Source organism: Syntrophus sp. (in: bacteria) (genome assembly GCF_040768185.1).
Classification (GTDB): Bacteria; Desulfobacterota; Syntrophia; order Syntrophales; family Syntrophaceae; genus Syntrophus; species Syntrophus buswellii.
The window spans coordinates 1-12,323 of sequence record NZ_JAXGNC010000008.1; the positions used below are offsets into that span (position 1 = coordinate 1).

Sequence of the window (12,323 nt, forward strand, 5' to 3'; positions counted from 1 at the left end):
TATCATTAAGGGAAATGTCAGCAAGGTAATCATCGAAAGTGCCTTCCGCACCCCCTCTCGTAGTCGCTGTTTTTCATGTTGGATGGTGGAAAACACAGGGTATGTAACTCTTCCTATGGATGAAGACAAATTCTGCACAGGAAGCTGAGAAAACATCTTGGCCCGGCTATAGAATCCCAAATCCGCAGGTGAAAACAACTTTCCGATGACAACGAGGTAGATATTCTGAAAAATAATTTCCAGTAATCCCGAGAAAAGAAGTTTTGATCCGAAAGCAAACAGATTGCGCAAGGATTTGAAACTAAATGTCCAGGATGGCCGCCAGCTCATAACAAGCCAAAGCAAACAGGTGCGGAATAAATTCTGGCTCAGAGATTGGGCCACCAGACTCCACACACCGAAGCCTTTGTAAGCCATGAAGATTCCGATTACGCCGGAAAAGAATGTCGCCAATAGGCTTACCTTAAGCTGTAGCTTAAAGTCGATATGCTTTGTGAGTAATGAGGTCTGAATGAGGCCAAAAGCATTGATGACAAGATTCAGGGAAAGTATTCTTGTGAGTGGAACAAGGATGGGCGCGTTATAGAACTCCGCAACCCAAGGGGCGGCAATGCACAACATCCCAGCTGCAACAATACCGACAAGGATATTGAAATAAAAGATGGAGCACTCATCTATGTGGCTGGCGTCCTGCTTCTGGATAAGTGCTGAGCCAAAACCGCTGTCTATAAAAGACTGCGCAATGGCCATGAAAATCGTCAGCATCGCAATGAGCCCGAATTCTGCCGGTGCAAGTAGGCGAGCTAGGATGATGCCGATGACAAACTGCATCCCATTCTGGCCAACACGATCAAAGAAACTCCAGAAAAGGGCACCGATAGTTTTGTGCTTGAGAGAAACGGTCATTCAGCTATTTCAGAATTTCTCAGAAAAGTATATCCGCCCATGAACAGCGGAAGTCTTAATGGCGTCAAGACCGAAAAAAACATCAGCCCCTTATCAATCGCAAAATCATATCGACCTCTTCTCGCTTTAGAGCCGGGTAGATCGGCAAACACAAAACCTGCTTCGAGACTCGTTTTGCCACGGGCAGGTTTGATGCGGCAGCGGAGGGTAAACCGCGATACATTGGCATATCACTGATGAGCGGATAGAAATAACGACGGGAAAAGATCCCGTTATCGCGTAACTTTTGATAAAGGGCATCGCGCGAAATCGGATAATTGCCGTCGACCATGATGGGGAAATACGAAAAGTTGCTTTCCATGTCGTCAGGAATCTCAAGGCAGGTAATCCCCTTGAGGTCAGCCAGGGCTTGACGATAGCAGGCATCTATGTCACGGCGGCGGGCAATAAGATTGTCAACATGCTTGAGCTGCAAAAGTCCGAAGGCCGCCTGTACTTCGTTCATCTTCCCGTTTATGCCCGGCGCCACAACCGTCACCTCATCGGCAAAGCCGAAATTTTTCAAATAATCAATCCGTTGTTTCGTCTTGACATCCGGACATACAATAGCGCCCCCCTCGAACGTGTTAAAAACCTTGGTTGCATGGAAGCTGAGAATGGAAAGGTCTCCCTGGTTGAGAAGGCTTTCGCCCTTGTGCCTCACAGCGAAGGCATGAGCGGCATCATAGATTACCTTTAATCCGTATGTGTCGGCTATTTGCTGGATGCGTTCCACATCACACGGGGTGCCATAGCAATGAACCGGTAAAATAGCGGTGGTTTGGGGCGTAATTGCAGACTCAATCTTATCGGGAGCCAGATTCAGGGTTACGGGGTCAATGTCTACGAAGACGGGCTTGATGTTGTTCCAAAGGAGAGAGTGGGCGGTGGCGACGAAGGAAAAAGGTGTTGTGATGACTTCACCTGTTATTCGCAAGGTTTGTAAGGCTGTAATCAATGCGAGTGTGCCGTTGGTAAATAACGCAAGATGTTTGACTCCCAAATATTCGGCGAGATCTTTTTCCAACTTTTGATGGAATGGGCCGGCATTGGTCAGCCATTTACGCTCCCAAATTTCTTCCAGATAGGGGATGAATTCTTCCAATGGCGGAACGAAAGGCTGGGTCACGTAGATCGGTTTTTTACTGGTCATGCCGTATGCCCTCATCATGAAGTTTGTTCAATGTGCGATGATCCCCGGTTCATTTTCCCACAAATCGAAGCAGGTATTGTCCATAGCCGTTCTTCTTGAGAGATTCCGCAATCTGTAGAAGCTGATCTTTTGAGATATATCCTTTTCTATAGGCGATTTCTTCGGGACAGGACACCTTGAGGCCCTGCCGTTCTTCTATGACCTGGACATAATTGGATGCCTGCAGCAAAGACTCATGGGACCCCGTATCCAGCCAGGCATATCCCCGGCCCAGGATTTCCACTCTCAGTTGATTCCTCTCAAGATAGAATTTATTCAAGTCGGTAATTTCCAGTTCGCCCCGTGCGGAAGGCTTCATGCCCAGGGCAAAGTCAACGACCTGCTCATCATAAAAATAGAGGCCCGTCACGGCATAGTGCGACTTTGGTTTTTGCGGTTTTTCCTCCAGGCTGACCACCCGGCGCTCCCTGTCAAATTCCACCACGCCGTACTTTTCCGGATCGGTCACCCAGTAAGCGAACACCGTGGCCCCTCCCGTCTGTGCTGAAGCAGCTTTCAGTTTTTCCACCAAGCCCTGCCCGTGAAAAATATTGTCCCCCAGGATCAGGGCGCAGGGATCACCGGCAATAAAGTCCCGGCCGATAATAAAGGCCTGCGCCAAACCATCCGGACTGGGTTGCACCGCATAAGAAATCCGGATACCCCACTGACTTCCGTCTTGCAGCTGGGCTTGAAATAATGGCTGGTCCTGCGGAGTGGTAATCACCAGGATGTCTCTGATCCCTGCAAGCATCAACGTGCTCAGGGGATAGTAGACCATGGGTTTGTCATAGACAGGCATAAGCTGTTTGCTCACCACCTGGGTCAATGGATAAAGACGGGTTCCTGACCCGCCGGCAAGAATGATCCCTTTCTCGACCATAGTTCCTCCCAAATGCCTTATGAGTCTATCACGCCAAGACGCTGGCGCTGGTAGCTGCCGTCCTGGACATGTGCACACCAGTCAAGATTATCCAGGTACCATGTTACGGTCCTGCGCAATCCACTTTCAAAATTTTCCTTCGGCTTCCAATCCAGAATCTGCTGGATTTTTGAGGCATCAATCGCGTACCGGAAATCATGACCCGGCCGATCCTTAACGAACACAATCTGTTCCCGGTAAGGTTTCCCGCCCGAACGTGGCTTGATCTCATCCAGAAGGCTGCAAAGGGTCGAAACGACATCCAGGTTGCTCTTTTCGTGATTCCCACCGATATTGTAAGTTTCCCCGGGCACCCCGCCGGCAAGGACCTTAAGCAGAGCCCGGCAATGATCTTCCACATACAGCCAGTCCCGGACATTCTGACCGTCACCGTAGACCGGCAATTCCCGGCCTTCAAGGGCATTGAGAATCATCAGGGGAATAAGTTTTTCCGGAAACTGCCTGGGACCGTAATTGTTGGAACAGTTGGTAATCAGGGTCGGCATACCATAGGTATGATAGTAAGCCCGCACGAGGTGGTCCGAAGAGGCCTTCGAAGCCGAATAGGGCGAACTGGGCTGATACCTGGATTCTTCCGTAAAATATCCTTCGCTGCCCAGAGTCCCATAAACCTCATCGGTTGAAATATGCAGAAAGCGAAAGCTCCCTTTCCTTTCTTCCGGCAAGGCTGTCCAATATCCCCGCGCCGCTTCCAGAAGCTGGAACGTGCCGACTATATTGGTCTGGATAAATTCGCCCGGCCCTTCAATAGACCGGTCCACATGGGATTCTGCGGCCAGGTGCATCACGGCCCGGGGTTGGTAGGATTGGAATAGTTTCTTCAAAAGATTCCGATCACAGATATCTCCCTGGATGAAGACGTGCCGGGGATGATTGGAGACAGAGCCGAGAGATTCCGGATTACCCGCATAGGTCAGCTTGTCCAGATTGATCAGGGTAAAATCGTTGTGCTCCAGACAGTAATGGACCAGGTTGCTGCCGATAAAACCAGCACCACCGGTTACCAGTATGGTTGATTTCATATTTATCATTCTCTCCTCAGTGATTGGTGTTTACTTGATCATCATCTCTGTGATCTTCGGAGATGTCCTGAAAATGTTTCACGTGCCGGCACCGTGCAAAAAAACGGGTTCACCCAATTGCAGAAAATAATTTCTCCCTCAGGGTCGTTACAATCCGTTCGGCGGTTTGCCCATCCCACAAATCAGGACGTCTGCCCTTACGGCTTCGTCCCTCCAGCACATTGCTCACTTCCGCAACGATTTTCTGCGGATCATCGTGGACCAGGACATTGGTCCCCTCCGTGACGGTAATGGGGCGCTCGGTTGAATCCCGGAGGGTAACGCAGGGAATGCCGAGGACGGTGGTCTCTTCCTGGATGCCCCCGGAATCCGTCAGAACGACCTTCGCGTTGGCCATGAGCTGCAAAAAGTCCAGGTAACCGAAAGGTTCAAAACAGTGGATTTTCGGCATTAATCCATTCTGATCCCTGTAGGATGACATGTCGACGGGCAACGCATCGTGGAAAACAAAGTTCCCGTCCAGTCCGAAGGTGTGCATCTGCTTCCGGGTCCGGGGATGCATGGGAAAGATAACGGGAATGCGAAGGGCCACTTCGAGCAGACCCGCCAGAATGCGGTTGAAGGTTTCAAGGTTATCGACACTGGCCGGCCGATGAAGCGTCAGCAGGGCATAGGGAATCGACGGCACGGCCGGATTCTCGGCGACGTTAGAATTGGAAAGTCCCAGGAGAGAGAGGATTGACGTTTTTTTTGCCTGCTCCAGGTTGAACAGAAGGCTGTCAATCATGATGTTGCCGACCAGAAAGATCTTTTCTTTTGGGATTCCCTCCCCAAGGAGATGTTCATCTCCATCGGGTGACGGAGTAAAGAGAAAATCCGAGATGGCATCGGTGACGATCCGGTTGATCTCCTCCGGCATGTCCCGGTCGAAACTGCGCAGGCCCGCTTCCACATGGGCCACGGGAATGTGCAGTTTGACAGCCGCAAGGGCGCAGGCCAGGGTGGAGTTGACATCCCCCACCACGATAACGAGATCCGGCTGTTCCTGAAGCAGGATCTTTTCGAATTCGATTAAGACCTTACCCGTCTGCTCGCCGTGATTTCCCGACCCGACCCCCAGGTGGACATCCGGCTCCGGCAGCTGGAGATCGCGGAAAAAGGCATCGGACATGCGGACATCGTAATGCTGCCCCGTATGAACGAGAAACGGCTGAATCCTGGTGCCGTTCTTGTTGTTGTGCGCGGCAATGGCCCGGATCAGAGGAGCGATCTTCATAAAATTCGGCCTGGCGCCAACCACCAGGATCCATTTATGTGCTGCTGAACTTTCTTTCAAAGTAGTTTCTCCCTTAGTGATTTACCCTTGTACGTAATACTCCCGGTACCAGGCCACAAACCGCCGGAGCCCCTCTTCGATGGGGGTCGCCGGCTGAAAGCCCACATCCCGCACCAGGTCGTCCACATCGGCATAGGTGGCTGGAACATCGCCGGCCTGGAGGGGCAGGAAATTCTTTTCGGTCTTTTTCCCCAGGCAGTTTTCCAGGACCTCGATAAAGGTCAGCAGTTCCACCGGGTTGTTGTTGCCGATGTTGTAGACTTTGAACGGTGCATAGCTGGTTCCGGGGTCGGGATAAGCGCCGCTCCAGTCCGGATTGGCCTCGGGAACCCGATCCATCACCCGCACAACGCCCTCGACAATGTCATCGATGTAGGTAAAATCGCGCTGCATTTTCCCATAGTTAAACACAGGGATGGGTCTGCCTTCGAGAATCGCCCGGGTGAAGAGAAAATAGGCCATGTCCGGACGCCCCCAGGGGCCGTACACCGTAAAAAAGCGAAGGCCCGTGGTGGGCAGTTCATAAAGGCTGGAGTACGTATGCGCCATCAGCTCATTGGCCTTTTTGGTGGCGGCATAGAGGGAAACGGGATGATCCACATTCTGGTGCACGGAGAAGGGCATCGCCGTATTGGCGCCGTAGACGGAGCTGGAGGAGGCATAGACCAGATGCCGGACTCCGGAATGGCGGCATCCCTCCAGGAGATTGATAAACCCGACGATATTGCTGTCGATGTAGGCATAGGGATTGGTCAGAGAATAGCGCACCCCGGGCTGGGCGGCCAGGTTGACAACGATCTCGAACTTTTCGTTTGCAAAGAGCCCGTGCAACGTATCCCGGTCTTCCAAACCCTGTCGGATAAAACGGAAATTCGGGATGGGCGCCAGCCGGGCCAGTCGGGCCTCTTTCAAGCGGACGTCATAGTAGGTGTTCAGATTGTCCAGGCCGACGACGGAATGACCCTCCGTCAGCAGCCGCCGGGACAGATGAAAGCCGATGAAACCGGCGGCGCCGGTGACCAGGATCTTTTTCATTTAAGGCAGATTTCCTCTTTCATCATGGAGGGTGTCCGGTTCGGCTGAAGTCACGTCGTTTTCTTGAGCTGGGACGAGTATTTCAACTCCCAATCCCAAGCAGTTTGGATAATGAACTCCAGATCGTCATGGCGAGGCTGCCAGCCCGTGAGGCGGCGGAGCTTCGTGCTGTCCGCTATGAGCTCCGGCGGGTCTCCGGCCCGGCGTTCCGTTTCCTCGACGGGGAAATCGATCCCCGTCACCTTTTTGGCAACGGAAACCACTTCCTTCACCGAGAAGCCATGACCGTAACCGCAGTTCATAATCTCCGTTCTGCCCGTCTCGACCAGGTAGTTCAGCGCCCGGATATGGGCATCGGCAAGATCGTCCACGTGGATGTAGTCCCGGATGCAGGTTCCATCAGCGGTGGGGTAATCCGTTCCGAAGATGGACAATTTGGGATGCTCACCGTGGGCGGTTTTGAGGGCCCGGGTGATGAGGTGGGTGGCGTCCGCATAGGCCTGCCCGATACGGCTCTGCGCATCCGCGCCGGCTACGTTGAAGTAGCGCAGGGCAATGTAGCGGAAATTTCCCGCGGAGGCGATATCCCGAAGAACGGTCTCCATCATGACCTTGGAGGTCCCATAGGGATTGATGGGATTCAGGGGCATGGTCTCATCGGCGGGCATCCGGTCGGGGATGCCGTAAACAGCGGCGGTCGAGGAGTAGATGAGATTGTGGACCCCATGGCGTTCCATGGCATCCAGGAGGTTCAGGGAATTGGAAACATTGTTGCGATAGTAGCGCAAAGGCTTCCGGACCGACTCCTCCACCTGGATCGATGCGGCAAAGTGCAGAACCGCTTCCGGCTTGAACGCGGAAAAAGCCTCGTCCAAGCCACTGGAATCCGCCAGCTCCCCTTTTACCAGTTTGCCGTAAAGGATCGCCCAGTCGTGCCCCGTGGAAAGATTGTCATAGACGAGCAGCTCATGGCCCTCCTCGCCCAGCGCCTTCACAACATGGCTGCCGATGTAACCGGCGCCGCCCGTCACCAGAATTTTCATCCACTTCTCCTTTCACGCGCCTTTTCAGCGCTTCCGTATTCTCCATTGCACACCCGGCCCACGGCCGAGGCATTCCACAGACCCGTCATCCCGGAGATCGCGCAGTACTTTTCTGACCATATCGTGGCTGATCCCGGGACAGGTCTTTTCCAATTCGGTAAAGGTAAAAGGACCCGTAAACCCCTGGATGGCCGCTTCGATCCGCCGGGTTTTCGCCCCTCTCTCGCCTCGGGTCGCATTCAGGCGGCTCTCCAGTTCCTGGTAGGCCGCTTCAAGGATGAACAGGAGACAATCGATGTACGGCCATGGGTTGTGGCTGCCGTTCTGCCATCCCCGCGAACTCTCCTGGAGGGCCTCGTGATATCGGTTTCTGTTCTGCTCGATCAGGCGCTCAAGGCTGATGTATCGTCCCACATCGTAGCCGAGGTGGCAACTCTGGAGCCCGAGCAGCAGCCGGGACATCCGGCCGTTTCCATCGGGAAATGGGTGAAGGCACAGAAAATCAAGATTGAAAGCCGCCAACAGAAGGAGGGGGTGGACCCATTTTTCCTGGAGGGAGTGCATCCACAGGCCGACAAGATCCTCCAGCCCTTCCGGGGCGCTGACCTGCGAATCTTCTCCGCAGACAAGCACGTGAAGATGAAGCAGAGTGGCCACCGAGAAGGGCAGCTCTGCCCCCTGCCGGATGATCAGCTCCAGCGCCCTGCGATACCCTTGAATCGCCTCATCGTCCCTGCGCGGTACCCGCTTAACCGAAAGCGCCTGGCCGTGAGGCGTTGCCCTTTCCCTCATGCCGTCGTTCCGGATCACGGAAGACGAGCTCTCCACCAGGGCGTGCTTCTGCAGGGTCATGAGCCGGGATGACGACTGCCGTGTATACGATGTATGCCTTCCGCACGCTTCGGCCAGATCGGCAATGTGCCAGGATGTGGATGCGGGGATAGCTTCCGGTTTCCCGGAAAATCGCTGCAGGGTTTTCATGTCCGGATTCTGCCTGTTCGGGGGGTGAGGTGTTTGATCTCAGGAAAGATCTTTTGCAGGAATTCTTTTGCTGAAGCCGTCCGGCCTTAAGTGCCTGCCAGGTACAGCTCCGCCCCTTGGATTCCAAAGGCTGCTGCCCGGAGGATCGCTGCCGGTATGGACATTCGGCAATGCATTTTCTGAGCCCTCCAGGAGGCATTCACCTCCTGAACATACTTTTCCCTGCAGGATTCGTAACGCTCTGCCCCCGAAAACAACTTTTTCGCGGGGAAATGTAACACACAGGCCCAAGAAGATGCAATCAGGCAATTATGTATTATTACCCATTTTATCCCTTAATCCGACATCCTCCATAGGATTAGATTTCTCTTAAGGGTCATGGACAAAGATGAGAAAATGAAGGCGGGAGAAAAGAATTAAATCTTTCCCTCCCCAACAAGACGGGCAAAATGCTCAAAGGAACGGTCATAGGTGGATTCCGCCTCCGCGGAAAAGCAGCAGCCGGGAAGCTGACGGCTTTTAAGGTGATAGCGGATACAATCGCAGCACACCCCTTTTCTGGAACAGGAATAATACGTGCACGAACAGGACTCAAGATTCTTTTCTTTTTTGCACTCCATGCTATCCTCCTTTTGCTTCCTTGATTCTTTCCGGATACTGTCATTAAAGTCTTCCGGTGGTTCCCGCGAAATCCCTTATTTGAACAGTAGAGAAACGCTTCCCTTTTGTCAAGCCCGCGGCAAAACGGAGAGGGAACTTCGATGCTCTGATTGTATTTATAATGGACATTTGATAGCATGCTTTCATCGCTCCTTACATGAAGACTGAATTCAGCCGTTAAATCTTAACCATTGGATTGCATGCCTTAAAAGACAGAAAGGATGATGATACGCCATGTCGGACATTCAAACTCTCTTATCCATACCCCCGGAAAATCTTCGCTGGAAACTGGACCCCCGGACCCTGCCTTTTGAAACGACCAAGGAACTCGATCCCTTGACGGAAATTATCGGCCAGGACAGAGCCCTGGAGGCGTTCCGATTCGGCCTGGGCGTCCGGAAGGAGGGCTACAACGTGTTTGTTACCGGTTCCTCCGGTACGGGCCGGATGACCACGGTCCTGAAAATTCTTCAGGAAATGGCCGGGACGGAATTCATCCCCGACGACCTCTGCTACGTTTACAACTTCAAGAATTCGGAATCGCCTCACCTGCTGCGCTTCAAGGCCGGAATGGGGCGAAAGTTCCGCGACGATATCCACTCCTTTGTGGAAAATCTGAAAAAAGACGTCCCCATGCTCTTCGAGAGCGAAGACTACCTCACCATGAAGAAGGAAATCCTTGAAAAGTACGAGGAAAAGGGAAAGCAGTTCTTCAAGGACCTGGATGCCCGCGTCAAGGAGGAGGGTTTTGCCATCGTCCAGGTTCAAATCGGACAGATGACGCGCCCCGTGGTCATGCCCATCGTCAATGATCAACCGACCCCCATGGAAAAGCTGGAATCCATCGTTGAACGGGGGGAGTATCCTCGGGAAAAGTATGACGCGATCAAAAACAAGCACCATCAGCTCACGGAACAGGTGGACCGCATCTTCATGGAGATCCGGGACATGCAGCGCGAGGTCCAGAAGCAGCTGGAAGAGATGGATCGGTACGTCTTTCTCAAGAGCGTCACCAATCCAACGGATGAGCTGAAGAAAACGTACGACAATGAAAAGGTCCATGCCTATCTGGATGAGATGATCCAGGACATGGCGGACAATCTCAACGTGCTGCGCATGGGGCCGCAGCAGCCAATGGCGGCGGGAGTAGCCCTTCCCTTCACCCAGGGCAACCCCTTCCTGCCCTACTCGGTGAATCTGCTCGTGGACAACGGTGACACGGAAACCCGGCCCATCATCGTGGAAAACTACCCCAACTTTAAAAACCTCTTCGGCACCATCGAGCGGGTGGTGGACCGCACGGGTATCTGGACGACCGACTTCAGCCGCATCCACGCCGGTTCCCTGCTGAAGGCCAACGGAGGCTTCCTCGTCATCAATCTCCTGGATGCCATCCTGGAGCCGGGAGTCTGGCAGGGTTTGAAACGCGCCCTCAAGGCAAACTGCTTTGAGCCCCAGACCTTTGACCCCTTCTACATCTTCACGACGGGCGGCATGGCCCCCGAGCCGATTCCCCTGGACCTGAAGGTCGTGGTGATCAGCAACGCCTATCTCTATTATCTTTTGAATGCCTATGACGAGGATACGCGGAAGATCTTCAAGGTCCGGGCGGATTTCGCAAACACCATGGACACGACGGAAGAAACGATCCGGCGGGTGGGCCGCTACATCCGCATGAAGTCCGATGAAGACGGCCTGAAACCCTTCGACCGGACGGCCGTCGCCGGGATCATCGAAGAGGCGGTGCGCATGACCGGGCGGAAGGAAAAAATCTCCACCCACCTCCTTTCCGTCGGGGAATTGCTGATTGAAGCGGATTTCCGTGCACAGCAGGAGGGCGCCGACATCGTTTCAGCCCGGCATGTGGAGCAGGCCATCCGGTCCCGGATTTACCGCTCCAACCTGATCGAAGAGCAGATCCAGGAAATGATTGACCGCGGGACCCTGCTCATTGACACGGAAGGATCCGTCGCAGGGCAGATCAACGGCCTGTCCGTGTACATGCTGGGGGACTATGCCTTCGGGAAGCCCACCCGCATCACCGCCGTGACATCCATGGGCCGTGGCGGCGTGATCAACATTGAACGGGAGGCGGATCTTTCAGGAAGCACGCACAACAAGGGTGTGCTCATCCTGAGCGGTTACCTGAGGCGGAAGTACGCCCAGAAAAAGCCGCTGAGCATGACGGCAAGCATCGCTTTCGAACAATCCTATTCCGGCGTTGATGGAGACAGCGCTTCCTCAACCGAAATCTACGCCATCCTGTCGAGTCTTGCAGAGTGCCCGCTCCGCCAGGACCTCGCCGTTACCGGCTCCGTCAATCAAAAGGGCGAGGTTCAAGCCATCGGCGGAGTCAACGAAAAAATCGAGGGGTTTTTCGACTGCTGCCGGGCGAGGAAGCTCACCGGCACACAGGGCGTTCTGATCCCGGCCAGCAACGAGCAGGACCTCATGCTGCGCCCGGACGTCATCGAGGCCGTCGCCCGCGGAGAATTTGCCATCTACCGTGTCCACACCGTCGATCAGGGGATCGAACTGCTCACGGGAATCCCGGCAGGCGAACCCGACGCCGAGGGCATCTACCCGGAAGGAACGATCCACGCCCGCGTTCATGACAAGCTGGAGCAATTGGCAAAGGGGTTAAAGGAATTCGGCGAGGAAGAGGACGAGCAGAAGAAAGACAACACCAGGGACAAGTGCAAGAGTTGTTGAGGAGTTTTCAGCCATGCTTAATCGGATTGAATGGGAGCGAAGCGAATTTTCGACCTTGAGAGCACAGATGGAGGAGTTGTTCGATTCCTTCTTCGGCGACCTGACGAGCCGCTATTTCATTCCTGCCGTGGGGACCTTCGCCGACGGCCAGGTTTTTGAAAACGAGCGGGAATTCATCCTGGTCATCGCATTTCCCGATATGGACAAGGATGATATCGAGGTGACGGTCCAGGGCAATAATCTGACCGTCAAGACTCTGAAGGCCGAAGATTACGAACATGATTCAGAAGGAGCATCACACCGGAAGGTGATCAAAAAGACCAGCGTCCGGAATGTCCGGCTGCCCGATGACCTGCAGACCGACCGGATCGAGGCCTCTTTTGTGGATGGAATGCTGAAGATCATCCTTCCCAAAAAGGAGAGAACGTTCCAGCGGGTCACGGTCAAACCCTGA

At 53.8% G+C, this 12,323-nt stretch carries 11 protein-coding genes; 2 read left to right on the forward strand and 9 right to left on the reverse strand.

Annotated elements, in window-relative coordinates; genetic code table 11:
- From AB3175_RS09015 to AB3175_RS09055, 9 genes are all read right to left on the reverse strand, one after another.
- The coding region (locus AB3175_RS09015; RefSeq protein ID WP_367360616.1) for a lipopolysaccharide biosynthesis protein at positions 1 to 906 on the reverse strand (906 nt) is incomplete at its 3' end.
- Positions 907 to 988: 82 nt separating this feature from the next.
- Positions 989 to 2,098 carry a DegT/DnrJ/EryC1/StrS family aminotransferase gene (locus AB3175_RS09020; protein WP_367360617.1) on the reverse strand — a complete coding sequence of 370 codons (1,110 nt, stop codon included), beginning with the start codon at positions 2,096 to 2,098 and terminating at the stop codon, positions 989 to 991.
- Positions 2,099 to 2,147: 49 nt separating this feature from the next.
- Complete coding sequence (gene rfbA / locus AB3175_RS09025; RefSeq protein WP_367360618.1) at positions 2,148 to 3,020, reverse strand: glucose-1-phosphate thymidylyltransferase RfbA; 873 nt, start codon at positions 3,018 to 3,020, stop codon at positions 2,148 to 2,150.
- 17 nt (positions 3,021 to 3,037) lie between these two features.
- Positions 3,038 to 4,111: a dTDP-glucose 4,6-dehydratase gene (gene rfbB / locus AB3175_RS09030; RefSeq protein WP_367360619.1), complete on the reverse strand. Its 1,074-nt coding sequence runs from the start codon at positions 4,109 to 4,111 to the stop codon at positions 3,038 to 3,040.
- A 100-nt stretch (positions 4,112 to 4,211) separates the two neighbouring features.
- On the reverse strand, positions 4,212 to 5,438 hold the full coding sequence (gene wecB, locus AB3175_RS09035) for a non-hydrolyzing UDP-N-acetylglucosamine 2-epimerase (RefSeq protein WP_367360620.1): 1,227 nt from the start codon (positions 5,436 to 5,438) through the stop codon (positions 4,212 to 4,214).
- A 21-nt stretch (positions 5,439 to 5,459) separates the two neighbouring features.
- Entirely contained in the window at positions 5,460 to 6,473 is a 1,014-nt protein-coding gene (locus AB3175_RS09040; RefSeq protein WP_367360621.1) for an NAD-dependent epimerase, read from the reverse strand.
- Between the two features lie 50 nt (positions 6,474 to 6,523).
- A complete protein-coding gene (gene galE / locus AB3175_RS09045) occupies positions 6,524 to 7,516 on the reverse strand; it encodes a UDP-glucose 4-epimerase GalE (protein WP_367360622.1) in 993 nt (330 codons plus the stop codon).
- A 24-nt stretch (positions 7,517 to 7,540) separates the two neighbouring features.
- Positions 7,541 to 8,497 carry a Fic family protein gene (locus AB3175_RS09050; protein ID WP_367360623.1) on the reverse strand — a complete coding sequence of 319 codons (957 nt, stop codon included), beginning with the start codon at positions 8,495 to 8,497 and terminating at the stop codon, positions 7,541 to 7,543.
- 416 nt (positions 8,498 to 8,913) lie between these two features.
- Positions 8,914 to 9,117 carry a DUF6485 family protein gene (locus tag AB3175_RS09055; RefSeq protein ID WP_367360624.1) on the reverse strand — a complete coding sequence of 68 codons (204 nt, stop codon included), beginning with the start codon at positions 9,115 to 9,117 and terminating at the stop codon, positions 8,914 to 8,916.
- 274 nt (positions 9,118 to 9,391) lie between these two features.
- On the opposite strand from AB3175_RS09055, the gene AB3175_RS09060 reads away from it, so the two are divergent.
- Both AB3175_RS09060 and AB3175_RS09065 read left to right on the forward strand, forming a co-directional pair.
- Positions 9,392 to 11,869, forward strand: coding sequence for a Lon protease family protein (locus tag AB3175_RS09060; RefSeq protein WP_367360625.1), 2,478 nt, complete (start codon positions 9,392 to 9,394; stop codon positions 11,867 to 11,869).
- Between the two features lie 13 nt (positions 11,870 to 11,882).
- Complete coding sequence (locus AB3175_RS09065) at positions 11,883 to 12,323, forward strand: Hsp20/alpha crystallin family protein (RefSeq protein ID WP_367360626.1); 441 nt, start codon at positions 11,883 to 11,885, stop codon at positions 12,321 to 12,323.